Consider the following 23,824-nt stretch of genomic DNA (forward strand, 5'->3'; position numbering starts at 1 on the left):
AGCTTGCCCCCGATCAGAGGTTCCTACCGTCGACTCGGCTCGGATCCTCCACCAGCCGGCGGCGGCCACGGCGGGTCCGGTGGGTCGGTACGCCGCGAAGGTCCCGCCGTGCCCACCGGGCGTTGCCAGTCCGGAACCGGCGACGACCGGACAACCAGGCCGCGCCGGCGGCGACGCCGCCACAGCAGCACCGCACCCAGCAGCGCGGCGAGGAGCATGACGTACGGCGCTGCCGCGAAGACGATGACCGGTCGCGCCGGAAACGGGCGCGGACCAACCGCGGGCGCGCCGAACCGGCCTGCGGTAAGCAGGTCCCGGGCGACGTCCAGCGCACAGACCTCCGCCGGTGGATCGAGCAGCAGTTCCCGGCCACCGTCGGGGCGCAACGCCATCAGCTGCACGTGCCCCGTCTCCCAGTAGCCGGTGTCGTTCCACTCCAGCGTGGCCATGCCGTCATGCGGGTTCGGCTCGTACCGCAGCACCACCAGATCGGTCCCGGTACGCCAACCGAGCGCGCGGACCGCCTGGCCGCGCACCGGGGCGAGGGCGGGGCCATCGGTGTCCTGGCCGGTCGCGGCGTCGAGCCACCCGAACCGCCACGACCGCGCGCCCAGCGCGGCGGCGTCGCACCGGGTGAGGCAGCCATCCAACTCGGCAGTGGCGATGCGGCTGCCGTCCGAGCTGACGGCGCCGCTGCCGGCGAGCACCCGGCGCGGCCCGAGGTTCCGCGACCAGACGGCCCGGCCGGTACGGTCCCGCAGGCTTACGGTGTCGCCGACGGTGGTGACAATCCGGGTCCCGTCCGGGATGAACGCGGCCAGCGAAGCGCTGCGCACCGTCCACCGGTCGCTGCGTTCCTCGGCCAGGACCTGGACCGCGCTGGTGTCCAGGTCGAGCAGGACCAGCCGAAGACGCTGGATGTCCTGCCCGTCGGCGTCGAGTCCAAGGGACCCGGCGACGGTGTCCAGAACCACGATCGACCGTCCATCCGGCGCCCAGGTGACCGGGGCGGGGCAGCAGCGGTCGCTGTCGGGCAGCCCGTCGTACACCCGGCGGGAGCCGTCGGTCAGGTCGGTCACCCTCAGCCACGCCTCACCGCTGTCGGCGACGTACCGGCCGTCCGGGGAGAGCTGTACGTCCTCCCCGGCGGCGCTCTCGGCGCCGCCGTACAGCAGCGTCCGGTAGCGGCCGTCCCGGCCGACCACTGCGACCTTCCCCTCGTCATCGATCGGGTCGATCCCGCGCAGCCCGAGCCCGCCGCCGCTGAACAGCACGGCGGCCGGACCCGGCGGGTCCTGGGCCACCGTCGCCTGCCACATGTACGGCAGGCCGATCTCGACAGGCACAGCGCCCTGCCCGGCGGCAGGTGCGGGACCGGCCTCGACCCGGGTAAGCGCGACCGGGACCGCCACGCAGGCGAGCACCGCAGCGGCCGCGGCAGCGACCGCCGCCAGCCGGGCGCGGCGTCGCTGGCGCCGGCCGGTGGCCCACAGGTCGGCGGGGAGCCGGGCCGGTGGCATCCGCTCCCCGAGGTCCCGCAGTGCGCTCCGCAGTTCGTCGCTCATCGGTCCTCCCCTGCCCGCACGGGTACGCCGACCAGGTCGGCCAACTCCGGGGCGTGGGTGCGGAGCCGGGCCAAGGCGGCTCGGGTCTGGCTCTTCACCGTCGAGACGGAACAGCCGAGGGCGTCGGCGGCCTCCACCTCGGTGCGGTCCTCGAAGAAGCGCAGCACCAGCACGGCGCGCTGCCGTGGGGCCAGCCGAGCCAACGCCTGCCGCACCACCAGGGCACGTGCCACGCCAGCCGTTTCGTCCGGTGCCGTACGCTCCGGCGGCTCCGCCCGCAGGTCCACGTTCCGCCAACGCCAACGCCGACGCCACAGCGACACGTGCTGGCTGTACATGGTCCGCCGGACGTACGGGTCCGGGTCGCCGGAGCGGCTCACCCGCTCCCAGTGCCGGGCCAGCCGCACGAGTGTGAGCTGCACCAGGTCCTCGGCCTGGTGCCGGTCACCGGTGAGCAGGTACGCCGACCGGGACAGCGCGGCGGTACGCGCGGCCACGTACGCCCGGAACGACTCCTCTGGGTCCACACCCACCTCCCACCCGATGACACGCCGGCCACTCGCCGCACGGGTGGGTGTGCCGCCGAAAATGTGGCCGGTCACCGCCCGCGCGGAACGGTAACCGACCACGATCCGCCGGACGTAGCCAGCAGAAGACGGTGCACGCCCGGTGCCGCGCCGGGCTTGGGCAGGCGAGCCACGCGACCGACCGGCGAAGCCGGAGCGCCGCAGAGATCTTCAGCGTTACATCGACACGCCCCGGAAGTGGCTTGACCTTGAGCCATTTGTGGCGCTCCGCGCGGCATGTCGTCGCAGCTCAGAGTCACCGTCCGGTGTAGCCGGTGGCACGCCCGATATGCGATCATGTGCCGTCCCCTCTCCCAATCTCGGAGGATTCCTCATGCCACAGCGTCGGCACGTGGCGCGCACGGCCCTCACCGCCGCCGCCGCCACTGCCTGCCTCGCCTTCGCCGCCCCGGCGTGGGCGGCCGGCAACCCGCACAACCCGCCGGGCGACAACGGCACCGTCAAGATCGACGGCACCCCGTTCGAGGACAGTGTCGACAACCAGCCGCACGTCGGCTGCGAGTTCGAGCTCGAGTTCTTCAACTTCGACGAGGGCGACACGGCTGACATCACGCTCGCCGCACAGCCGCCCTCTGGGCAGTTCAAGACGGTCAAGTTCCTCGACAACTACGTCATCAGCGACGACCCGGCCTCCGGCGCCGAGAACGACCACGACGCGGTCATCAAGTTCTCCGCCAACGACCTGGCGTTGGCCGGCATCCAGGCCCACCCCAAGCAGGGCTACCATGTCAAGCTCACCGTCGACCTGACGGACGGCAAGGGCAAGGCCAAGCACAAGGTCTTCTGGATCCAGCCGTGCGGCTCGTCGGAGTCGCCGTCGCCGAACCCGTCCAACCCCGGCGAGGAGTCGCCGACCCCGGGCGGCTCGGAGAACCCCTCGGAGGCCCCGTCGCCGGGCACCTCGGTGGGTGGCGGCAGCGGTGGCGGCAGCGGCACCGACAGCGGCAACCTGCCGATCACCGGCGTGGCCGCGACCAGCATGGCGCTCACCGGCCTCGCGCTGATCGTCGGCGGTGTCGTCCTGACGGCGCTGCGCCGCCGCCGGGACAAGATCACCTTCACCAGCTGACGTACGCCAGCTCCCGACCGGCCGCCGGACCTCCTCCGGCGGCCGGTTCGCGTATCCGCCAGCGCGACAGCGGCGGGGGCACCCGCAGCGGGCCAGGAGCGGCCGGACCTTCGGTACGATCTTGAAGTGGATGCTCTCGACCCGCGCCGGACCGCCGTCGTCCTGATCGACCTGCAGCGCCGCATCGTGGACCTGCCCACCGCTCCGCACACCGGTCCCGAGGTCGTCGACCGGTGCGTCGCGCTCGCCGAGGCGGCCCGCGCCGCGGGCGCCACCGTGGTGGTGGTCCGCGTCGACCGGCCCGGCCCCGATCCGCAGCCCGCCGGGAGCGAACTGCTTGCCGAGGTCGCGCCGCGCGACGGCGACGTGTCGGTGGTCAAGCACAGCTGGGGCGCGTTCCACGAGACCGGCCTGGACGAGGCGCTGCGCGCGCGAGGGGTGGACACCCTGGTGATCGGCGGACTGGCCACCAACTTCGGCGTCGAGCAGACCGCCCGCATCGCCGACGAGATCGGCTACCGGGTGGTGCTGCCGCACGACGCGATGTCCGGGTTGGACGGCTACGCGCACGAGTTCGCCGTCGACTACGTCTTCCGCCGGCTCGGCACGGTCTGCACGACGGAGGAGGTCATCGCGGCGCTGCGCGGCTGAACCGCGGCGCGCATCGATCCGTACTGACGGGCAACCCGGTCGTCGCCACCCGGACGTGGATCACATCATCGACGTCGCTCGATAGATTGTCCACGTATTCCCAGGTCAGGACCGGTTCCGGTCGGCCGCAGCCGATGCCAACCGGTGGACCCGCCGTCCTGGCATACGAGCGTACGGTTGCCCGCCCGCTCGACCGCGCGGGACAGTACGCCTCACCAGCGGTGCCATCGACGCCGCCGCTCCCCGGACAACCCTGAGGAGATCGCGATGGCCCTCACACTCGCCGACGGCACCTCCTGGTCCGACACCCTCGCCCGCGCGGTGGCCGCCGCACCGGAAGCCTTCGGCACGGCGCCGGACGGCGGCGCTGCGCTGCACAACCTCATCGAGGGCGGGTGGCGGGCGGTCGGCGCGCCGACCCCGGTCCGCACCCCCGTCGACAACACCGTTCTGGTGAACCTGGCCCGGCTCGACGCCGACGCGGCGCGCCGGGCCGTCGAACACGCCGCCGCCGCGCACCGGGACTGGGCGCGGACCCCGCTCGCCGACCGCAAGGCCCGGGTCACCGAGGCCCTCGACGCGCTCACCGCCCACCGGGACCTGCTCGCCATGCTGCTGGTCTGGGAGATCGGCAAGCCGTGGCGGCTGGCCTGCGCCGACGTCGACCGCGCCCTGGACGGCGTGCGCTGGTACGTGCAGGAGATCGACCGGATGCTCGCCGACGGCCGCGAGCCGCTGCCCGGCCCGGTCAGCAACATCGCCTCCTGGAACTACCCGATGAGCGTGCTGGTCCACGCCGAACTGGTGCAGCTGCTCGCCGGCAACGCGGTGATCGCCAAGACCCCGTCCCAGGGCGGGGCGGTCTGCCTCACCGTGGCGCACGCCCTGATGCGCCGCGCCGGGCTGCCCGCCACCCTGCTCTCCGGCAGCGGCGAAGAGCTCTCCGAGGTCCTGGTGCGCGCCCCGGAAATCGGCGCGGTGGCGTTCGTCGGTGGCCGGTCCAACGGCGGCAAGGTGGCCGCGGCGCTGCTCGACTCCGACAAGCGGCACTTCATCGAGCAGGAGGGGCTCAACGCCTGGGGCATCTGGAACTTCTCCCAGTGGGACCTGCTCGCCGCGCACCTGAAGAAGGGCTTCGAGTACGGCAAGCAGCGCTGCACCGCGTACCCGCGGTTCGTGGTCCAGCGGGACCTGGTCGACGAGTTCCTCGACATGTACCTGCCGGTCGTCCGCTCCGTCCGGTTCGGCCACCCGCTCGCCGTCGGCGCCGACTGGTCGGCCGGCGACCCGCTGCCCGAGCTGGACTTCGGCCCGCTGATCAGCGCCGCCAAGGCCGAGGAGCTGCGCCGCAAGGTGGACGAGGCGGTACGCGGCGGCGCCGTGCCGCTGCACCGGGGCAAGCTCGACGGCGCGCCCTTCCTCGACGGGCAGGACACCTCCGCGTACGTGGCGCCGGCCGTGCTGCTCGCCCCGCCCGGCCGGTCCCGGCTGATGCACGCCGAGCCGTTCGGCCCCGTCGACACCATCGTCGTGGTGGACACCACCGACGAGCTGCTGGCCCAGATGAACGCCTCCAACGGCGCGCTGGTCGCCTCCCTCGCCTGCGACGACGAGGAACTGGCCGGCAAACTCGCGGTCGACCTGCAAGCGTTCAAGGTGGGCATCAACAAGCCCCGCTCGCGCGGCGACCGGGAGGAGCCGTTCGGCGGCCGGGGCGCGTCCTGGAAGGGCGCGTTCGTCGGCGGCGACCTGCTGGTGCAGGCGGTCACCGTGGGCGGCGACGGCCGGCTCTACGGCAACTTCCCCGACTACAGCAGCTACCCGACGACCTGACAACGACACGGGCAGGGCCCCCGAACCGGGGGCCCTGCCGTGTCACCGTCCCCCGCACGGGAGGTCGGCCAGGTGGCGCCGGGTCGGCGCCGGTACCGGTCATCCGCCGGCCGTCGTGGGCGTACCGCGCCGTTGCGGCACCCGGCGCCGGCGGGCGACCATCGAGTCAGGGCGACGGTCGGACGGCCGCGTCGGCCGGCCGGGGCAGCCCCGCCCGGCGCGCCCCCAGCGGCACCGTCACGGTCAGCACGGTGCCGTCCCGGTCCACCGCCGTGGGCCGGTCCAGCCGGCGTACGGTGCGCAGCATCGCGGCGTTCTCGGCGAGCACGTGCAGCAGCACGGCGGCGTAGCCGACCCGCTCGGCATGCCCGAGCAGCCGGCGCAGCAGCGCTGAGCCGAGGCCACGCCGCTGCCAGTCGTCGCGGACCAGCAGCGCCACCTCCGCCTCGTCCCCCTCGCCGAGGAGGTTCGCCAGCGCCACGACCGGCTCCGCCTCCCCGTCGGAGCCGGCCGTGGCGACCAGGGTGAGCCCCTGGGCCGGCTCCAGCAGCCGCCGCAACCGGGCCGGTGACGGCAGGGCCGCACCGCTCAGGTAGCGCCGCTGCCGGCTCCGCGCCGAGCAGGTTTGGTGCAGCTCCAGCACACCGGGCAGGTCGTCGACGGTGGCCGGCCGGACCAGCACCTCGGCCGAGTCGGGCAGCACCAGGGTCACCTGGTCGGCGTCGCGCCGGGCGACCGTGGCGGCCAACTCCACCAGCGCCTGGGCCCGGGCGTACTCGGCCGGGGTGAAGCTCGGCTCCCGGCGGCGCAGCTCGTACGACCCGCCGGACGGGTCGGCCAGCAGCATCGTCGTCGCGCCCACCCCGCCCAGCGGGCCGGCCGGCGTCGGCCGCCAGGTCACCGCATCCGCGCCGAGCAGGGTGCGCAGCGCCTCGCTGGTCGCCTCCGGGTCACGGACCAGCCGGGTGGCCAGGCCGAGCACCCGGGTGGGCTGGTCGGCCAGGCCGCGCGCCTCGCTGCGCGCCACCCAGCAGTCCCGGCCGCGGCCCCGCTCGACGGCCGCCCGCAGGTCGGCCTCGGTCAGCTGGTCGGGCGCGTCGACCAGGAAGTCGTCGACCGCGCCCACCTCGGTGGTGTGCACCTGCACGGTGAGGATGTTGACCCCGCGCAACGCGAGGCTCGCCGTGAGCACCGACAGGTAGCCCGGCCGGTCGTCCACGGTGGCTCGGATCCGCCACAGCGCCATGTCTGCTCCTTTCCTCACCACCAGGCTGCCGCGCGGCTGTTGCGCGTCCGTTGCCCGACGGTGACGCGGCGGGAACCGCTCACGTGACGCTGGTCACCGGCGGCGCGCCGACCAGGTCGAGCCGGTCGCCGAGGATCACCGCGCTGGCGCGGACCAGCTGGGCGAGCCGGTCCACCTCGGTGGAGTGGAACGCCGGGGCGGCGAGCGGCTCGGTGTGGTCCCGCGCCACCACCAGCACCAGGCCGGCGCGGCCGAACGGCGCGACCGCGTGGTGCCGCCCGTCCGGGCCGGTCATCGCCCGGGCCCGCAGCGGGGTGACCTCCGGCAGCCGGGGCGGGGTCGGCGCCCGCCAGCTCGCGTGCCCGACGGTGGCCCCGCCGGCGCCGCTGCGCGCGGCCCAGTCCAGCGGTACGACCGCGGCCACCGCCCAGTCCGCGGCGAGCAGCCCGGGCACCGCGTCGACCAGGGTGGCGACCCCGTCGACCGGGTTCGCCGCGATCTGGGCGAGCAGCTCGGCGTCCTGACCGCTGGTGGTCGGCGCGCCGATCGCCCGCCACAGCCCGTCCACCCGCACGCCGGGGATCGCGGCCAACCCGGCCAGCAGGCGTTCCACCCGCGCCGCACCCGGCCACACCACGGTGAAGTCGTCCACCGCCCGGCCGCCGAGCCGTTCCAGCACCACCACCTGCACGATGTCGGCACCGGAGACGCCGAGTGTGCGGGCCACCTGGCCGAGCGTGCCGGGTCGGTCCGGCAGGGTCACCCGAACTCTCAGCAGCATGTCTGATCCCTCCGCTCGGCGGGCCGGCCGGGCGGCCGGCAGGCTGGTCCCAGCCTGCCGGTTGACCATTTCGCCCCGGTTGCAGCGCCATGTCCCGCCGGAAAAATGCGACCTTGACAAGAAAGCCGAGCTGCCATCAACTGATCCGATGACCGATCCGGCCGTCGACGTACCCCCGACCGGTTCGGCTCCCCGCGGGCTCGATCTTGAACGGCTCGCCGCGTACCTGGCCGCGCACCGGCCCGACCTGGCCGCCGGGCCGCTGTCGGCGCGGCTGATCGCCGGCGGCAAGTCCAACCTGACCTACCTGCTGCGCACCGGCGACCGGGAGGTGGTGCTGCGCCGCCCGCCGCTCGGGCACGTGCTGGCCACCGCGCACGACATGGCCCGGGAGCACCGGGTGATCGCCGCGCTCGCCCCCACCGACGTGCCGGTCCCCGCCGCGCTGCTGCTCTGCCCCGACGACTCGGTGATCGGCGCGCCGTTCTACCTGATGGAGAAGGTCGACGGCGAGGTCTACCGGAGCCGGTCGCAGACCGACCCGCTCACCGCCGGGCAGCGGCGCGACCTGGCGATGGCGATGATGGACACCCTCGCCGCGCTGCACGCGGTCGAGCCGGCCGCGGTCGGGCTGGCCGACTTCGGCCACCCCGACGGCTACCTGGCCCGGCAGGTACGCCGCTGGGCCGGCCAGCTCGACCGGTCCCGCAGCCGCCCGCTGCCCGGCATCGACGAGCTGCGCGACGCGCTCGCCGGCAGCGTGCCGGAGGGCGCCAACGCCGGGCGGATCGTGCACGGCGACTACCGGCTAGACAACCTCCTCGCCTCGGTCGACCCGGTCGCCGTCCGGGCAGTGCTCGACTGGGAGATGGCCACCCTCGGCGACCCCCTGGCCGACCTGGGGCTGCTGCTGACCTACTGGGACGTGCTGGGCGACAGCGACGCCGCCGAGGGCAACCCGGTCGCCGACGGCCTCGGCCCGCGGGCCGGCTTCCCGACCGGTGCCGAGCTGATCGACCGGTACGCCGGGCGCAGCGACGTCGACGTCGGCCCGCTGCACTGGCACGTGGCGCTCGGCTGCTTCAAGCTCGCGGTGATCTGCGAGGGGATCCACTACCGGCACACCCTCGGGCAGACGCTCGGCGGGGGCTTCGACCGGATCGGCGAGCTGGTGGCGCCGCTGGTCGAGCACGGTCTGCACGTGATCAGGGAGACGTGATGGACTTCGCGTACGACGCCCGTACGGTCGAGCTGCGCGACCGGCTGGAGGCGTTCCTCACCGAGTGCGTGTACCCGGCCGAGCCGGTGCACGCCGAGCAGGTCGCCGCCGCCGGCGACCCGTGGGCGCGCCCGCCGGTCATGGACGAGCTGAAGGCCGAGGCCCGCTCGCGGGGCCTGTGGAACCTCTTCCTCCCCGACCCCCGGTACGGCGCCGGCCTGACCAACCTCCAGTACGCCCCGCTGGCCGAGCTGACCGGGCGCAGCCCGCACCTGGCCCCGGAGGCGCTGAACTGCGCCGCCCCGGACACCGGCAACATGGAACTGCTCGCCGAGTTCGGCTCCGCGGCGCAGCGGGACCGCTGGCTGAAGCCCCTGCTGGACGGGGAGATCCGCTCCGCCTTCTGCATGACCGAGCCGGAGGTGGCCTCCTCGGATGCCACCAACATCGCCACCCGGATCACCCGGGACGGCGACTCCTACGTGATCAACGGCCGCAAGTGGTGGTCGTCCGGGGCGATGGACCCGCGCTGCGAGATCTTCATCGTGATGGGCAAGACCGATCCGGGCGCCGAGCGGCACCGCCAGCAGAGCATGATCCTGGTCCCCCGGGACACCCCGGGCGTGACCGTACGCCGGGGCATGACGGTGTTCGGCTACACCGACGGCCCGCACGGCGGCCACGCCGAGATCGACTTCTCCGACGTACGGGTGCCGGCGGAGAACCTGGTCGGCGCCGAGGGCGGCGGCTTCGCCATCGCCCAGGCCCGGCTCGGCCCGGGGCGCATCCATCACTGCATGCGGCTGATCGGGATGGCCGAGCGGGCCCTGGAGCTGCTCTGCCGGCGGGCGCTGGACCGGGTGGCGTTCGGCCGGCCCCTCGCCGAGCAGGGTGTGGTGCGGGAGTGGATCGCCGAGTCCCGGGTGCGCATCGAGCAGGCCCGGCTGCTGGTGCTCAAGACCGCCTGGCTGATGGACACCGTCGGCAACAAGGGCGCGCACACCGAGATCCAGGCCATCAAGATCGCCACGCCGGCCATGGCCGAGTGGGTGATCGACAAGGCCATCCAGGGGTACGGCGGCGCCGGCGTCAGCCAGGACACTCCCCTGGCCGCCCTCTGGGCCCAGGCCCGCACCCTCCGCCTGGCCGACGGCCCCGACGAGGTGCACCGGGCCTCCCTCGCCAAGCGCGAACTCCGCCGCTGGTCCTGACCCCGATCCCCGTCCCCGTCCCGGGCGCATCCGGATTGATCATGAAGTTAGCCGAGACAAGAAGGACAAACCGCGCGGCTAACCTCATGATCAACGCGAGGGCCGGTCTACGGGGTACGCGCGAGCGGGCGGGTCAGGCGGAGGCGCGGTGGATGAGTCTGGTGTCGAGGAGGACGTGGGGGGACACCTGCTCGCCGCGGATGCGGGAGACCAGCAGGCGGGCCATCTGGCGGCCCATCTCCTCCACCGGCTGGAAGACCGTGGTCAGCGGCGGCTCGGCCTGCCGGGCGATCGGGGCGTCGTCGAAGCCGATCACCGCCACGTCCTCGGGCACCCGGCGGCCGGCCTCGCGGAGCGCCCGCAGGGCGCCGAAGGCCATCAGGTCGGAGGCGACGAAGACCGCGTCCAGGTCCGGGCAGACCTCGAGCAGCCGGCGCATGCAGGCGGTGCCGCTGCCCTCGCTGAAGTCGCCGTACGCGATCAGGTCCGGGTCCACCTCGCCGCCGGCGGCCCGGACGGCCTCCCGGTAGCCGGTCAGCCGGGCCAGGCCGGCGCCCATGTCCTGGGGGCCGGCGATGGTGGCGACCCGCCGCCGCCCCTGGGCGAAGAGGTGCTCCACCGCCTGCCGGGCGCCGCCGACGTTGTCCACGTCGACGAACCACGCCGGCTGGGCGTCGGGGTGCAGCATCCGGGCCGGCCGGCCGCCCAGCACCGTGGGCAGGCCGCGCTCCTCGAGCAGGCTGGGCAGCGGGTCGTCGTCATGCAGCGAGAGCAGCAGCACCCCGTCGACGTGCTGGTTGGTCAGGTGGTGCTCGACCCGCTCCCGCTCGAGCTGCGACTGCGCCATGGCCAGCCAGAGCTGCATCGGAGTCTCCAGCAGCGCGGAGCTGACGCCCCGGACGATGCCGGCGAAGAACGGCTCGGTGAAGACCCGCTCCCCCGACTCGGAGACCACCAGCGCCACCGAGTCGGTCCGCTGGGTCACCAGCGCCCGCGCGGCGCGGTTGGGCACGTACCCCAGCTCGGCGATGGCCGCCTGGACGGCGGCCCGGGCCTCCGGGCTGACCTGGGGCGAGCCGTTGACCACGCGGGAGACCGTGCCGCGCCCCACGCCGGCGCGGGCGGCGACCGCGTCGAGGGTCGGGCGCCCGAGCGACCGCGTGCGCTGCGTTGTCATCGTGTGCTGCTTCCTACTCGTTGCTCATTGCTGAGCGGTTCGGATAATTCGCTCTCCGCTCGGCTAATGCCGGGCTGGAGTCCTGGACCGGCAGTCTGGTCCGGTGGCAATCGGTCCTATCCTGCAGGATCTGCTTCACCACATGGTGTGGGGTGTGCAGGGCGATGTCGGGGTCGCCGGCTCTTTGCAGGATGTTGATCGCGGCGTTCACGTCGGCCTGCCACACCACCCCGCACCGGGTGCAGTGAAACCGGTCCCCGCTACGTCGGCCGAAGTCGCCGCAGCGGTGACAGGTTTGTGAGGTGTAGGCGGCGTTGACGGGAACGAGCGCAGAACCTCTACGCTCCGACACGCTCTTCAGCGCCTCCGCGGTGACCCCCTTGGTCCACGCCGCGAGACGCCGATTGATGTTCTTCCCGAGCTTCTTTCGTCCGGTAAAGCGTTTTGTGAGGTCCTCGGCGACCACGGTGGCTGCCTTGTCGACGACCTCGTGCACGGCGGTGAAGATCTCCGTACGCACCCGCACCCGGTGCCGGGCGGCCTGCCGCTCCCGCTTCACGGTGCCGAGGTTGTTGACCTTGATCCGGTGCGCCTTCGGGTGGTCACCGCGCAGCGCGGCGGCATTGGCTATTGAGCGCAGCTTCGCCCGCCGCCGGTTACGTACCTTCAACCGATCCGACTCGCTGGCCAACAGTAAGCCGAGCTGCTCACCGTAGGGGGCACCGTCGGAGTCGGTGAGGGCTTCGGTGTAGCCCTTGTCCACACCGACCGTCGCCTCGCCGCACGGCCGCTGCGACGACCGCATCTGCGACGCGTCGATCTGGTAGTGCACCTCGACCCGCTCGCCGCGCAGGATCAGCTGCAACGTGCCCCTTGGTGCGACAGTCGTCGACAGCGGGATCTTGACCATCTTGCGGGGCTCGAGACCGGGAACGGCCAGCCACAACCGGCCACGCCCATCAACAACCGTGTTGTAGTTGTCGGCGCGCACGACAATCTGATCGTGCGTACGGTTGCGGCCACGCTTCCAATGCTTGCGCATCTGCCGAGCAAGGAACGGATCACTGGCCCACTGGTCGGCCTTCAACGCGGTGAACATCCGCTTACGCTCGCCCGGATCTTTGGTGCGCCGGCAGATCGCCCGCCGGACCTCGACCTTGGCCGCCTCCATGTTTGCCGCGATGTCGGCCATCGCGTCGCGGACGGTTTCCTTCCACGCATTCGCCAACAAACCGAACTGCAGGTGCGTGCCGTCCGCCAACCAGCGATCCCGCACCTGCCGATCCCTCAGCCCCGACCCCACCCCGTGAATCGACCCGTAGCGCTGCCACACCTGACTACGAACACGACCCAACCGCCGAGCCTGCTCCACCAACCCGGCGTACTTACCCCTATTCAGGGCCGTCGAGTATGCAATCCGCGTGACCTTCATCGGTCAGCCTCCACGGCCAGGTGCGCCCCTGCGAGTTCTTTCTCCAAGCGTCGCAGCCCGTCCAGCCGGCCAGAGAAGGCGTGCACAACCGCCAGCAGGTCCTCGACCAACTCCTGCTGCGGGGACAACGCCTCCTGGTTCACGGCGACGATCGAGAACCACCTCCGACGTCGGACGGACCGGCACCTGCTAGGGCGTCGGCGCCGGGCCGCCCGTTACTGGCTGGCCTTCCGCCCTATTGTGCGGCCAGCCCGTTACGTCGGATCACCTCGGCGTACCACCTGGCGCTGGACTTGGGGATCCGCGCCTGGCTGTCGTAGTCGACGTGGACCAACCCGAAGCGCTTGGTGTAGCCCCAGGCCCACTCGAAGTTGTCCATCAGCGACCAGGCGAAATATCCCTTCAGCGGCACCCCGGCGCGGATCGCGGCGTGCGCGGCGCGCAGGTGCGCGTCGAGGTACGCCAGCCGGTCCGGGTCGTCCACCCGGCCGTCGACCACCGCGTCGACGAACGCGGCGCCGTTCTCGGTGATGTACAGCGGCAGGTCGGTGTAGTCGCGGTGGACGCGTTCCAGGGTCTCCACCAGGCCGGGGGCGTCGATCTCCCAGCCCATGTCGGTCACCGGCACACCCCGGGCGACGAACCGGACGTCCTCGCTGCCCGGCCAGCACGACGGCGCCCGCCAGTAGGCGTCCGGCCCGGTCCCGGAGACCGGCGCGGCGACCACGTACCGGCTGTAGTAGTTGATGCCCACCATGTCGAGCGGGGCCGAGATGAGCGCCAGGTCGCCGTCGCGCACGTGCCCGAAGTCGGTGACCTGACGCAGGTCGCCCGGCAGGTCCGCCGGGTACGCCCCGCGCAGCACCGGGTCGAGGAAGAACCGGTTGGCCAGCGCGTCGATGCGGCGGGCGGCCTCGGCGTCCGCGGGCGAGTCGGTGGCCGGGGTCACCGGGTAGAGGTTGAGCGTGATGCCCAGGTGCGCTTCCGGTCGGGCCGCCCGCAACGCCTGGGCGGCCAGCCCGTGCCCGAGCATGAGGTGGTGCCCGGCCCGGACCGCGTCCGCCCCGTGCGAGCGGCCCGGCGCGTGCACGCCGGAGCCGTAGCCGAGGAAGGCCGAACACCACGGCTCGTTGAGGGTGGTGAAGTTCCGCACCCGGTCGCCGAGGGCGTCGGCGACGAGCTGCGTGTAGTCGGCGAACCGGCCGGCGGTGTCCCGGGCCGGCCAGCCGCCGGCGTCCTCCAGCGGCTGGGGCAGGTCCCAGTGGTAGAGGGTGAGCCACGGCTCGATGCCGTGGGCCAGCAGCTCGTCGACCAGTCGCCGGTAGAAGTCCAGGCCGGCCTGGTTGGCCGGGCCGGCGCCGCCCGGCTGCACCCGGGGCCAGGAGATCGAGAAACGGTACGACGTCAGCCCCAGGTCGGCCATCAGCCGCACGTCCTCGGGCATCCGGTGGTAGTGGTCGCAGGCCACGTCGCCGGTGTGCCCGGCCAGCGTCCGGCCCTCGGTGTGGCTGAAGGTGTCCCAGATCGACGGGGTCCGGCCGCCCTCGGCCGCCGCGCCCTCGATCTGGTACGCCGCGGTCGCCGCGCCCCAGCGGAAGCCGGGCGGGAAAGTGAGTTCCGAACCCTGGTCGAGGAGCCCGCCGGCGGGCGGGCTGGCTGGGTTGCTCACGACTTGACGGCGCCTTCCATGATTCCGCCGATGATCTGGCGGCCGAAGATGAGGAACACGACCAACAGCGGCAGGGTCGCCAGCGCGGTGCCGGCGAACAGGGCCACATAATCCGTCTGGTACGGCCCGGACGAGAGGATCTTCAGGGAGTACTGCACCGTCGGAGTGTCCGGGGTGAGCACGATGAACGGCCAGAGGAACTCGTTCCAGGTCTGCATGAAGGTCAGCAGGCCGAGCACCGCCGCCGCCGGCCGCAGCACCGGCAGCACCACGTTCCAGTAGATCCGCCAGGTGGAACAGCCGTCAAGCCGGGCCGCCTCGATCAGCTCGTCGCTGATCGCGGACATCGCGTACTGGCGCATCATGAACACCCCGAAGCCCTGCACCAGGAACGGCACGATGACCGCCTGCAGGGTGCCCGTCCACCCGAGATCCACCATCATCAGGTAGAGCGGGATGACGCCTAGCTGGGTCGGCACCATCATGGTCAGGATGATGACCAGCAGCAGCGCGTTGCTGCCCCGGAACCTGAGCTTCGCGAAGGCGAAGCCGGCCAGGCTGGAGAAGAAGATCACCGAGATGGTGACCACGCTCGACACGATGGCCGAGTTGACCAGACCGTAGACGAACGCGGCGTCCTCGTTGGCGAGCATCCGGTCGAGGTTGGTGAACAACTGATCGCCGGGGGTCGGCGGCATCTCGTAGACCGCGCTGTTGTCTCGGGAAGCGATGATGAACGACCAGATGATCGGAAAGATCGACAACACGCAGCCGATGATCAGCGCGAGGTAGGTCAGTGGGCTGGCCTGCCAGAGCCGCGCGCCGGGGGTACGCCGGCGACGTCGCGGGGCCGGCGGGAGCGGGGCCACCGACCGGGGCAGGGTCTGCGCGGTGGTCACTTCTCGTCCCCCTTCACCGACCGGCGTACGAGCACGAAGTTGATCAGCGCGAAGATGATGATCATCATGAAGAGCAGCCAGGACATCGCCGAGCCATATCCGTACTCGGCGTTGCCGGTGAAGGTCCGCTCGTAGATGTACATGGCGAGGGTCTGGAACTGGTGATCGGCGCCACCGCGGACCAGGCCGAACCCGTACATCAGGGGCTCGGTGAAGATCTGGAAGCCACCGATGGTGGAGATGATGACCGTGAAGAGGATCGTCGGCCGGATCAGCGGCACGGTGATCGCCCAGAACTGCCGCCAGGCCGAGGCGCCGTCCAGCGACGCCGACTCGTACAGGTCCTTCGGGATGGCCTGCATGGCACCGAGGTAGATCAGCGCGTTGTAGCCGGTCCACCGCCAGTCGACCATGAAGGCGACCGCGAACCAGGAGGCGTAGCGGTTGTCCCGCCAGGCGACCGGGTCGACACCCACGGTGCCGAGCAACCAGTTGATCAGGCCGTACCGGTCCGCGAAGATCAGCGCGAAGATGATCCCGACCGCGGCCACCGAGGTGATGTTGGGGATGAGAATGCCCATCCGCAGCAGCGTGCGGGCCCGCATCTGCCGGTTCAGCAGGTTGGCGAGGAGCAGCGCCACGATGAGCTGCGGCACGGTGCTGAGGATGAAGATCCCGACCGTGTTGTAGGCCGCGTTCCAGAACTGGGCGTCCGCCATCAGTACCCGGTAGTTCTCCAGCCCCGCGAACTCCTTGGTGCCGCTGAGCAACTCGTAGTCGAAGAGCGAGACGTAGGCGGTGTAGAGGACCGGGAAGAGGCCGAAGATCCCGAAGAGTACGAAGAACGGGGCGATGTAGAGGTACGGGGAGTACCTGATGTCCCAACGGCCGAGCCGGTACGACGGGCGCTGGCGCGGCGGGCTGGTCGGGGGTGGCGAGGCGGCGCGCGACGGTGGCACCGCACCGACGGTGGAACTCATTGCGGGTCCTTCCGGGAGTTGGGCGTCGTGACGTCGCGGCGGCGCCCACACCCGGGCCGGATGTGGGCGTCGCCACCGGCCCGCGCGCCCTGGACGCCCGCGGACCCGGCAGGTCACCGACGACTCAGCTGGTTGCCTTCCTGGCCTCGTCCACCGCCTTCTTCCAGGCGGCATCCGAACTGAGCTGGCCGCGCTCGGCCGCCTGCATCTGCGGCTCGAAGATCGTCTCCCAGACCTGCTGGTGCTTGGCGCTGAGGAAGACCGGCTTCATGTTCTTGACGCTCTCCCCGAAGATCTGCCCCGTGGGCGCGCCGCTGAAGTAGTCGCTCGTCTTGTCCTTGAACGCCGGGTCCTCGAGGCCGGCGATGTCGGACGGCATGGCCCCCGCCTCCTTGAACGCCGCCAGGTGCCCCTCCTTGCTGGTCAGGTACTTGGCCAGCAGGTACGCCTCCTTCGGGTGCTTGGTCTGCGCCGGAATGGCGAGGTAGGAGCCACCCCAGTTACCGCCACCGCCGGGGATCCTGGCGATGTCCCACTTGCCGGCGTTCGCCGGGCCCGAGCGCTGGGCGATGACGCCCTCGGTCATCCAGGCCGGGCAGGGGAGGGTGGCGAACGCGGAGTTCTTGAAAGCCGCGTCCCAGTCGGCGCTCCACCGCTGCGCCTTGGCGGTCAGCCCGTCAGCGGCCATCTGCAGGCCCAGGTCCCAGGTCTGCTTGATGAGCGGGTTGGTGTCACCGATGAACTTGTTGTCCTTGTCGAAGAAGAAGGTCTCCGAGTTCTGCATAACGTACGGCTGCATCAGGCTGGTCGCGCTGTCCAGCCAGGCCGCCTTGACCTTGCCGCTGGCCTTGAACTGCCGGCCCAGCGCGATGTAGTCCGGCCAGGTGCTGATCCGCTTCGCGACCTCTTCCCGGTCGGTGGGCAGGCCGGCCTGCGCGAACAGGTCCTTGCGATAGCACATGGCCAGGCCGCCGACGTCGGTACCGAGCCCGATCAGCTTCTTGCCGTCCGGCGTCAGGGCGTTGTTCCACTTCCACTCGGGGAAGTTGGCCTTCAGCTCACCGGCGCCCAGGTCGAGCAGGTTGGTGAACTTGTCGTGGTTCTGGACGTACCCGAGCAGGACGCCCTCCTCCAGGCCGACCACGTCGCCGGCGCCGCTGCCCGCGGCGAGCCACTGCACCAGCTTCGGCTGGAAGTCGCGCAGCTCGCCCATCTTCTGGTGCTCGACCGTGATGTCCGGGTGGGCCGCCTCGAAGTCCTTGATGGCCTGGTCGTAGCCGAAGTTCTGGAAGGTCTGCAGGACCAGCTTGACCTGGCCGCCCTCGCCGGTCGACCCGTCGTTGTCGCTCTTGCTGCACGCCGTGCTGACGAGAGCCACGCCCGCGGCGAGCGCGGCGACCGCGACAGTTCGGAGTCGGCGCCTGATGACGCTCATCCCTGACCCCTCTCAGGTGGGTAACTCGTGTGGTGGTTGCTGACTGGCGCCCGCCCGTTGGCCGGGCCGGACACGTGGTGGGGTTCCGGTTCTGGGGCGCCGCCGGGACGAGCGATGTGGTTCAGGCCACAGGCCGCCGGGAGCGCTCCCATGAGCTTGCCGACGCGTTTCAGGAGTGTCAACGACGCGATGGGAGCGTTCCCAGATTGTTACCGGCAGCGGCTCCGCCCTGGCCGGTCGAGCCGGGCACAGGGGACTCTTCGCCAGCGGGGGGAGGTGCGCAGGACCGGGACGCCCGGCCCGGGCCGGCTGCGGTCAGCCGGTCAGCAGAAGCGGCGCAGCAGGGTGGTGGCCCGGGCGGCGTCGAAGGAATCCGGGTCGAAGGTGTCGCCGACCCACTCCCGCATCGCCTCGTGCTCGGGGTGGGCCGGGTCGGCGAGCGCGGCCAGCAGGACCGCGTACCCGGACGGGCCGCCCACGTTCTCCGGCGGGCAGGTCCGCTCCCCCTCCAGGCAGGACGGGTAGCGCTCGTCCGGGTCGGCGGTGCAGGAGTCCTCCACCACCAGGTCGTGCTCCCACCAGTCGCCGAAGTCGTAGGTGTAGCGGAACCGGCTGCCCTTGCCCAGCACCTCGTCCAGCCGCACGTCCAACTCGTCGCGCAGCGCGAGGTCGCCGTCCGGGTCGGGTTCGCCGTACTGGCGGCCGTCGATCTCGAACGAGTGCAGGTGACAGTCGCGCCAGCCCATCGCGTGCTGCACCACCCGGTGCAGCCGGTCCAGGGTGTAGCCGCCGGGGACCTGCACCCGCCGCCACACCGGCGGCCGGACCCCGACGAGGGAGACCTTCAGCTGGAAGATCTGACGCGGCATGCTGTCCCATCCTTCCTCGGCATAGGCTGCCAGCATGATCTGCCGAGCGTGCCGGGAGCGGCGGCACGACGACTGTCCAGGCCGGAAGTGGTGCGACTGCCAGCACCGTACCCCCGAACCCACCCCTCCGGTCACCGGTCCGGCCAGCGAATGACCGCCGGGACGCCGATTTCGCGGGTCTGGCCGGCACCCGCGACCGGGCCGCTGACCGACCCGGAACTGGCCGCCCTCTACCGCCGCGCGACCCGGCCTCACCTGCGGGTGAACTTCGTGGCCAGCGCTGACGGGGCGGTATCCCTCGACGGCTACTCGGCCGGCCTCTCCGGCGAGCCGGACAAGCGGGTCTTCGGGCTGCTGCGGATGCTCTGCGACGGCCTCGTGGTGGCCGCCGGCACGCTGCGCCACGAGGGCTACCGGGCGGTCCGGTTGGACGAGACTCGCCGGGCCTGGCGGCGGGAGCACGGCCTGACCGAGTACCCGACCCTGATCGTGGTCTCGGCCTCGCTCGACCTCGACCCGGCCCAGGCGGCCTTCGCCGACGCGCCGGTCCGACCGCTGGTGCTCACCCGGACCACCGCCAAGCCGCCACCCGGGCTGACCGACGTGGCGGACCTGGTGCGGTGCGGCCAGGACCGGGTCGACCTCAGCGCCAGCCTGGCCGAGCTGCGCCGCCGCGGGCTCGGCCAGCTGCTCTGCGAGGGCGGCCCCTACCTGTTCGGCGCGCTCACCGCGGCCGACCTGGTCGACGAACTCTGCCTGACCGTCGCGCCGCTGCTCGCCGGGGCCGGCCCGGGCCGGATCACCGCCGGAGACGGCAGCGCCCCGCGGCAGCTGCCGCTGCGCCACGTGCTGGCCGCCGAGGACGGGGTGCTGATGCTGCGCTACGCCCGCGACCCGGGCGAGCCGGCATCGGCCGGGTCCGCCCCTGCCGCCTGACCGGACCGACCCCGGTCGGCGACGTGGTGGGGTCCGCGGCGGTCGGATGCCGCCAGATCGGCGACGCGACACGCCCTGCGCGCACGACGAAGGGCGCGGGCACACCCGGGAGGGGTGGGCCCGCGCCCTTGGGCGACGCGGCGGACCGGGGCCGGCGGTGCAGGAGACCGCCGGCCCGGGTTCAGCGGATCAGTTGACCGAGACGGCCGACCAGGCGGCGGCCACGGTGTTGTACTCGACGCTGCCGGCGCCGTACAGGTCCGTCGCGGCGGACAGGGTGGCGGTGCGGGCACCGGCGTAGTCGGTCCGCGAGGTCATGTACGTGGTGAGCGCGCGGTACCAGATCGCGCCGGCCTTGGCGTTGCCGATGCCGGTCACGGTGCTGCCGTTGCAGGTCGGGCTGTTGCCGTACGACGACGAGCCGCTGCCCACGGCGAGCAGGTAGAAGAAATGGTTCGCCACGCCGGACGAGTAGTGCACGTCCAGCCGGCCGACGGACCTGCTCCAGCAGTCGGCGGACGAGCCGTCCTTGGACGGCTTGTCCATGTAGCGCAGCGGGGCGCCGCTGGTGCGCAGCTTCTCGCCGATCAGGTAGTCACCCGGGTCCTTGGCGTTGTTCGCGTAGAACTCCACCAGGGTGCCGAAGATGTCGCTGGTGGCCTCGTTGAGCCCGCCGGACTCACCGCTGTAGCGCAGGCCGGCGGTGTTGCTGGTGACGCCGTGGCTCATCTCGTGACCGGCCACGTCCAGCGAGGTCAGCGGGTACCAACCGGAGCCGCCGTCGCCGTAGGTCATGCAGAAGCAGGAGTCGCTCCAGAACGCGTTGGCGTAGTTGGTGCTGTAGTGCACCCGGCTGTACGCGCCGACGCCGTCGTTGCGGATGCCGTTGCGGCCGAACGTGGTCTTGTAGTAGTCCCAGGTCATCTGGGCCCCGTACGCGGCGTCGGCCGCGGCGGTCTGCCGGTTGGCCAGGGTGCCGTCGCCGAAGACGTTCGAGGCGCTGGTGACCAGGGTGCCGGTGCCGCTGGTGCCGCCGTTCAGGTCGTACGTCCGGTGGCCGCCACGGGTGGCGTCGGCGAGCTGGTAGGTGCCGCCGGAGAGGGTGCTGCCGACCGTCACCGTGCCCGAGTGGAAGGTGTTGCCGGTGCCGTCGCGCTGCACGCCCTCCCACGAGTCGCGGACCCGGCCGGTGGTGGCGTCGACCAGCACGTGCAGTTCGCTCGGCGTGCCGTCGGCGTACGCGCCGCCCACCACAACCTCGTAGGCGAGGGCGGTGCCCGCGGAGTCGGCGTCGTACACCAGCTGGCTGCCGTCGACGCGGCGGGCGGCGGCGGAGGAGGCGGCGAGTGCGGTGCGGCCGGCCGCCGCGGCACCGACCCGGGCCTTCGCGCCCCGGGTCGGGGCGGCGGCGAGGCTCTGGCTGGCGCCCCGCCAGGTGTTGCCCTTGCCCAGGTGGACGACGGTGTCGCCGCCGAGGACCGGCAGGCCGTCCTGGTAGCGGTTGAGCCGGACGTGCTCGCTGCCGTCGGCGTCGGTCTGGACGTTACGCAGCGTGAACGTCTGACCATCGGTGACGAGGGCGCTGCCCGAGTGGGCCCGGAGCTGGGCCACCGCGCGGGTGAACGCGTCGGTGGAGACGGGGGCGGCCGAGGCGGTGGCGGGCAGGCCGGCCGCCAGCAGCGCGGCCGTGGCCAGGCCGCCGAGGAGAGTGGTACGACGCATGTAGTCCCTACCTTCACTAGGACTGTCGGCCGGGGGGGTACCGACCGACGGGCGACCCGCCGGTGGACGACGGATCCGCACGCCCGGTGGTGACCGGACGTGACGACCGCACGAGGTATCGACGGAGGAAAGATCCTCGATGCGTTGTTGCACATTCTTGCGCCCTGGGGCCCTCGTCTGTCACGACTTGCGGCCAAGATTTTTTTCCAGAACTTTTCGTGGCCCGTTCACCACCGGCTCACGCGGGTGACCGGCCACGCCGGCCAGAGGGGGCCGTAGCCTGGGAAAATGGACTCCACGGGGTGGGTCGCGCCGGCCGGCCGGCCCGGACGCCCGCTGCTCGCCGGCGGCCTGCTGGCCGGGGCGGGGCTGGTCGACGTGCTGACGGCCTGGGCACATACCGCCGGCGACCAGTTCGTGACGCAGACGCCGGAGGGGACGTACGCGGTCGACATCGTCGCGTGGGCCTGGCTGCACGTCGCGATCGGCATCGCGCTGACGCTCGCCGGGCTGCTGGTCCTCACCGGGCGACGCGGCACCGTGCTGTTCGCCGTCTGCTGCGCGCTACCGGCCATCGTCGTCGACGTGCTGCTCTTCCCGTACGCGCCGATCCGGGCGCTGATGGTGGTCGCGCTCGAGGGTGCGGCCCTGCGCCTGCTGTTCCGGCACGCCCGGGCCGGTGCCCGACCCGGTGCGGTCAGCGCGGCTCGCAGACCCGGCCCGTCAGCGCCGGATCCCCCTCCCGGGTCGCCGACCACAGGGGGTTGAGCGCGAGCACCAGCGGGGGCGCCTGCCAGGCCGCGCCCAGCCGCTGGAGCAGCACGTACTCCCGGCGGGGCTGCGCCACCGGCTCGCCGGCCAGGAAGGCCTCCACCCGGTCCTCCACCATCCGCCGCCCGATCAGGCCGCCGTGGAACGCCGGCTCCTGATAGACCGGGATCCGGCTGTACTCGCCGGGAGGCGCCTCGGCGGCGCTGACCGTGGGCAGGAAGGCGATCATCCGGACCCCCGGCACCGGGCAGAGGATCCGGTTGCGGTAGAACGGCGCGTCGACCAGCACCGAGCGGACGAACGGCTCGTCGGGATGGTCCTTCACCGGCCGGGGGAGATTCGCGAGCCAGAACAGCACCCGCAGCTCCCAGCCCGCCGCGACGCCCCAGCCCTCGTGTCCCGGCGGCGGGTAGTAGGTCCGCCCCGCCTGCACCAGCGGGCTGAACATCACCACGGCGCTGACCGGGCCGCGGGGCAGCCGCTCCAGGTAGGTGCGCGCCACCATCGCCCCCTCGCTGTTGCCGAACAGGGCGATCGGGCGGCCGGTACGGTGGTGCAGCGCGTCGACCTGCGCGGCGAGCAGGGCGCTGCTGGAGTCGAGCGACCGGTGGGTCGCGTCCGGCGGGTACGGCAACGGTCGGCCCTGCGCGTCCAGGCCGCGGTAGGAGAAGCGCTCGACCCGGGGATCGGCGGACGGCTCGCCGTCCCAGCGCGAGTCGTGCCCGCTGAGGACGATGATCGCGTACGGCACCCGGTCGGGCAGCCGGTCGGCGAGGATCGGGGGCATCCACGCGCCGTGCCGGCCACCCCCGGCGATCCCGACCAGCGCCTCGGCCCAGATCGCACCCAGCACCGTCAGCGTGATCGCGATCGGGGCCACCGGCACCCGGGGCAACCGGACCCGGGCCGGCAGCACGGCGGCGGCCACCGCCCGCCACCACAGCAGCCCGTTCGCCGCCCCGGCCAGGGCGGCCACCCCGACCGCCCACCAGCCCGGGGCGCTGGAGATCAACGCACCGGACAGGGTCAGCAGCAGGAAGTTCAGCGACGACCAGCCGAACAGCTCGATCGTGGGCAGCCCCCGCCACCAGCCGGCGACCACGCCGGCCCGGGCCAGGAAGGGGGCGAGCACCAGCATCGGGGCCAGCGAGCCGAACAGGTACCAGGAGAGCGACACCGCGGAGAAGGCGACGGAGAGCGCGGCCCACGGCGAGATGACCAGCGCGGCCAGCAGCGCGACCCCCAGGTTGCGCCGCAGCAGCCAGCTCCAGGCGGGACGCGCCACGCCTTCCGGCCAAGCCAACGCGGTCAGCCCGGCGGAGAGCAGCCCGCGGACCACCGTGACCACGACCAACCCGAGCAGGAAGGTCGCCCACGAGTCGTGGTACACCAGCAGCCAGCGGAGGTCGTGGTACGAGTCGTAGGGCCAGACGGCGGTGGCCTGCGGGGCGAGTCCCCGAGCGGCGCGGAAGCCGAGCGCCAACAGCAGCCCGTCCTCGAGCATCGGCGGCAGCGCGGCGAGCACGAGCAGCGCGACCACCCGGCGCCGTGTCGATCCCACGTCCACTCCCCGCTTCCCCAGCCTTCCGAGGATCTCGCGGATCAGTCGCCGGTGGGATGGGAATCGCGCGAAGAGGCGTACGGTCCGTGGTCAGCCGACCCCGCTGGGCAAGCTCGACGGACGAGGGCCGTGGCGTCCGCCGCGTCGCGTGGCAACCTGTCGCATCCCTCGGGCAGGATGCACCTCGTGCGCCGCGAACGGGACGACCAGC

Annotated in this window: 21 protein-coding genes; 7 read left to right on the forward strand and 14 right to left on the reverse strand. The window is 72.4% G+C overall.

Annotated features, from left to right (window positions below):
• Positions 1 to 23 precede the first annotated feature (23 nt).
• Together ACY34I_RS13690 and ACY34I_RS13695 are read right to left on the reverse strand one after the other, a co-directional pair.
• The gene (locus tag ACY34I_RS13690) at positions 24 to 1,565 is read right to left on the reverse strand and encodes a hypothetical protein (RefSeq protein WP_462755323.1); all 1,542 of its coding nucleotides are present in this window, start codon (positions 1,563 to 1,565) and stop codon (positions 24 to 26) included.
• Positions 1,562 to 2,092 carry a SigE family RNA polymerase sigma factor gene (locus ACY34I_RS13695; protein ID WP_462755325.1) on the reverse strand — a complete coding sequence of 177 codons (531 nt, stop codon included), beginning with the start codon at positions 2,090 to 2,092 and terminating at the stop codon, positions 1,562 to 1,564. The genes ACY34I_RS13690 and ACY34I_RS13695 overlap by 4 nt, the downstream gene beginning before the upstream one ends.
• Before the next feature lie 373 nt (positions 2,093 to 2,465).
• On the opposite strand from ACY34I_RS13695, the gene ACY34I_RS13700 reads away from it, so the two are divergent.
• The 3 genes from ACY34I_RS13700 to ACY34I_RS13710 all read left to right on the forward strand — a co-directional run bounded on the left by ACY34I_RS13700 (position 2,466) and on the right by ACY34I_RS13710 (position 5,705).
• Complete coding sequence (locus tag ACY34I_RS13700) at positions 2,466 to 3,221, forward strand: LPXTG cell wall anchor domain-containing protein (protein WP_462755327.1); 756 nt, start codon at positions 2,466 to 2,468, stop codon at positions 3,219 to 3,221.
• A 126-nt stretch (positions 3,222 to 3,347) separates the two neighbouring features.
• Entirely contained in the window at positions 3,348 to 3,872 is a 525-nt protein-coding gene (locus ACY34I_RS13705; RefSeq protein WP_462755329.1) for an isochorismatase family protein, read from the forward strand.
• Between the two features lie 267 nt (positions 3,873 to 4,139).
• Positions 4,140 to 5,705, forward strand: coding sequence for an aldehyde dehydrogenase family protein (locus tag ACY34I_RS13710; RefSeq protein WP_462755331.1), 1,566 nt, complete (start codon positions 4,140 to 4,142; stop codon positions 5,703 to 5,705).
• Between the two features lie 166 nt (positions 5,706 to 5,871).
• Here ACY34I_RS13710 and ACY34I_RS13715 read toward each other — a convergent pair whose 3' ends face one another.
• On the reverse strand, positions 5,872 to 6,951 hold the full coding sequence (locus ACY34I_RS13715) for a GNAT family N-acetyltransferase (RefSeq protein ID WP_462755333.1): 1,080 nt from the start codon (positions 6,949 to 6,951) through the stop codon (positions 5,872 to 5,874).
• 79 nt (positions 6,952 to 7,030) lie between these two features.
• Entirely contained in the window at positions 7,031 to 7,732 is a 702-nt protein-coding gene (locus ACY34I_RS13720; protein ID WP_462755335.1) for an ACT domain-containing protein, read from the reverse strand.
• Between the two features lie 148 nt (positions 7,733 to 7,880).
• Between ACY34I_RS13720 and ACY34I_RS13725 the strand changes: the two genes are divergently transcribed.
• Both ACY34I_RS13725 and ACY34I_RS13730 read left to right on the forward strand, forming a co-directional pair.
• Positions 7,881 to 8,951, forward strand: coding sequence for a phosphotransferase family protein (locus ACY34I_RS13725; RefSeq protein ID WP_462755337.1), 1,071 nt, complete (start codon positions 7,881 to 7,883; stop codon positions 8,949 to 8,951).
• Entirely contained in the window at positions 8,951 to 10,162 is a 1,212-nt protein-coding gene (locus ACY34I_RS13730; RefSeq protein ID WP_462755339.1) for an acyl-CoA dehydrogenase family protein, read from the forward strand. Before ACY34I_RS13725 ends, ACY34I_RS13730 begins: the two co-directional genes overlap by 1 nt.
• A gap of 133 nt (positions 10,163 to 10,295) precedes the next feature.
• Here ACY34I_RS13730 and ACY34I_RS13735 read toward each other — a convergent pair whose 3' ends face one another.
• From ACY34I_RS13735 to ACY34I_RS13770, 8 genes are all read right to left on the reverse strand, one after another.
• Complete coding sequence (locus ACY34I_RS13735) at positions 10,296 to 11,339, reverse strand: LacI family DNA-binding transcriptional regulator (protein ID WP_462755341.1); 1,044 nt, start codon at positions 11,337 to 11,339, stop codon at positions 10,296 to 10,298.
• 13 nt (positions 11,340 to 11,352) lie between these two features.
• Entirely contained in the window at positions 11,353 to 12,771 is a 1,419-nt protein-coding gene (locus ACY34I_RS13740; RefSeq protein WP_462755343.1) for an RNA-guided endonuclease TnpB family protein, read from the reverse strand.
• Entirely contained in the window at positions 12,768 to 12,914 is a 147-nt protein-coding gene (locus ACY34I_RS13745) for a hypothetical protein (RefSeq protein ID WP_462755345.1), read from the reverse strand. The genes ACY34I_RS13740 and ACY34I_RS13745 overlap by 4 nt, the downstream gene beginning before the upstream one ends.
• A gap of 92 nt (positions 12,915 to 13,006) precedes the next feature.
• The gene (locus ACY34I_RS13750) at positions 13,007 to 14,440 is read right to left on the reverse strand and encodes a GH1 family beta-glucosidase (protein WP_462755347.1); all 1,434 of its coding nucleotides are present in this window, start codon (positions 14,438 to 14,440) and stop codon (positions 13,007 to 13,009) included.
• Positions 14,437 to 15,309, reverse strand: coding sequence for a carbohydrate ABC transporter permease (locus ACY34I_RS13755; RefSeq protein ID WP_462755471.1), 873 nt, complete (start codon positions 15,307 to 15,309; stop codon positions 14,437 to 14,439). The genes ACY34I_RS13750 and ACY34I_RS13755 overlap by 4 nt, the downstream gene beginning before the upstream one ends.
• 26 nt (positions 15,310 to 15,335) lie before the next feature.
• The gene (locus ACY34I_RS13760; protein WP_462755349.1) at positions 15,336 to 16,319 is read right to left on the reverse strand and encodes a carbohydrate ABC transporter permease; all 984 of its coding nucleotides are present in this window, start codon (positions 16,317 to 16,319) and stop codon (positions 15,336 to 15,338) included.
• Positions 16,320 to 16,443: 124 nt separating this feature from the next.
• A complete protein-coding gene (locus ACY34I_RS13765) occupies positions 16,444 to 17,754 on the reverse strand; it encodes an extracellular solute-binding protein (RefSeq protein WP_462755351.1) in 1,311 nt (436 codons plus the stop codon).
• Positions 17,755 to 18,077: 323 nt separating this feature from the next.
• Positions 18,078 to 18,623 carry a plasmid pRiA4b ORF-3 family protein gene (locus ACY34I_RS13770; RefSeq protein ID WP_462755353.1) on the reverse strand — a complete coding sequence of 182 codons (546 nt, stop codon included), beginning with the start codon at positions 18,621 to 18,623 and terminating at the stop codon, positions 18,078 to 18,080.
• A 150-nt stretch (positions 18,624 to 18,773) separates the two neighbouring features.
• Between ACY34I_RS13770 and ACY34I_RS13775 the strand changes: the two genes are divergently transcribed.
• Positions 18,774 to 19,559, forward strand: coding sequence for a pyrimidine reductase family protein (locus ACY34I_RS13775; RefSeq protein ID WP_462755355.1), 786 nt, complete (start codon positions 18,774 to 18,776; stop codon positions 19,557 to 19,559).
• 189 nt (positions 19,560 to 19,748) lie between these two features.
• Here ACY34I_RS13775 and ACY34I_RS13780 read toward each other — a convergent pair whose 3' ends face one another.
• Entirely contained in the window at positions 19,749 to 21,281 is a 1,533-nt protein-coding gene (locus ACY34I_RS13780; protein ID WP_462755357.1) for a M4 family metallopeptidase, read from the reverse strand.
• A 288-nt stretch (positions 21,282 to 21,569) separates the two neighbouring features.
• On the opposite strand from ACY34I_RS13780, the gene ACY34I_RS13785 reads away from it, so the two are divergent.
• Positions 21,570 to 22,049 carry a DUF7144 family membrane protein gene (locus ACY34I_RS13785; protein WP_462755359.1) on the forward strand — a complete coding sequence of 160 codons (480 nt, stop codon included), beginning with the start codon at positions 21,570 to 21,572 and terminating at the stop codon, positions 22,047 to 22,049.
• Here ACY34I_RS13785 and ACY34I_RS13790 read toward each other — a convergent pair.
• A complete protein-coding gene (locus tag ACY34I_RS13790; protein ID WP_462755473.1) occupies positions 21,979 to 23,556 on the reverse strand; it encodes an alpha/beta fold hydrolase in 1,578 nt (525 codons plus the stop codon). The genes ACY34I_RS13785 and ACY34I_RS13790 overlap by 71 nt on opposite strands.
• Between the last annotated feature and the right edge of the window lie 268 nt (positions 23,557 to 23,824).

The organism is Micromonospora sp. RTBAU3-60 (assembly GCF_054963695.1).

Coding starts and splice junctions, on each gene's coding strand:
- ACY34I_RS13690 (WP_462755323.1), bottom strand. CDS start 1,565: ATGAGCGACGAACTGCGGAGCGCACTGCGGGACCTCGGGGAGCGGATG.
- ACY34I_RS13715 (WP_462755333.1), bottom strand. CDS start 6,951: ATGGCGCTGTGGCGGATCCGAGCCACCGTGGACGACCGGCCGGGCTAC.
- ACY34I_RS13765 (WP_462755351.1), bottom strand. CDS start 17,754: ATGAGCGTCATCAGGCGCCGACTCCGAACTGTCGCGGTCGCCGCGCTC.
- ACY34I_RS13735 (WP_462755341.1), bottom strand. CDS start 11,339: ATGACAACGCAGCGCACGCGGTCGCTCGGGCGCCCGACCCTCGACGCG.
- ACY34I_RS13785 (WP_462755359.1), top strand. CDS start 21,570: ATGGACTCCACGGGGTGGGTCGCGCCGGCCGGCCGGCCCGGACGCCCG.
- ACY34I_RS13770 (WP_462755353.1), bottom strand. CDS start 18,623: ATGCCGCGTCAGATCTTCCAGCTGAAGGTCTCCCTCGTCGGGGTCCGG.
- ACY34I_RS13730 (WP_462755339.1), top strand. CDS start 8,951: ATGGACTTCGCGTACGACGCCCGTACGGTCGAGCTGCGCGACCGGCTG.
- ACY34I_RS13720 (WP_462755335.1), bottom strand. CDS start 7,732: ATGCTGCTGAGAGTTCGGGTGACCCTGCCGGACCGACCCGGCACGCTC.
- ACY34I_RS13740 (WP_462755343.1), bottom strand. CDS start 12,771: ATGAAGGTCACGCGGATTGCATACTCGACGGCCCTGAATAGGGGTAAG.
- ACY34I_RS13700 (WP_462755327.1), top strand. CDS start 2,466: ATGCCACAGCGTCGGCACGTGGCGCGCACGGCCCTCACCGCCGCCGCC.
- ACY34I_RS13725 (WP_462755337.1), top strand. CDS start 7,881: ATGACCGATCCGGCCGTCGACGTACCCCCGACCGGTTCGGCTCCCCGC.
- ACY34I_RS13790 (WP_462755473.1), bottom strand. CDS start 23,556: ATGCTCGAGGACGGGCTGCTGTTGGCGCTCGGCTTCCGCGCCGCTCGG.
- ACY34I_RS13710 (WP_462755331.1), top strand. CDS start 4,140: ATGGCCCTCACACTCGCCGACGGCACCTCCTGGTCCGACACCCTCGCC.
- ACY34I_RS13760 (WP_462755349.1), bottom strand. CDS start 16,319: ATGAGTTCCACCGTCGGTGCGGTGCCACCGTCGCGCGCCGCCTCGCCA.
- ACY34I_RS13780 (WP_462755357.1), bottom strand. CDS start 21,281: ATGCGTCGTACCACTCTCCTCGGCGGCCTGGCCACGGCCGCGCTGCTG.
- ACY34I_RS13775 (WP_462755355.1), top strand. CDS start 18,774: ATGACCGCCGGGACGCCGATTTCGCGGGTCTGGCCGGCACCCGCGACC.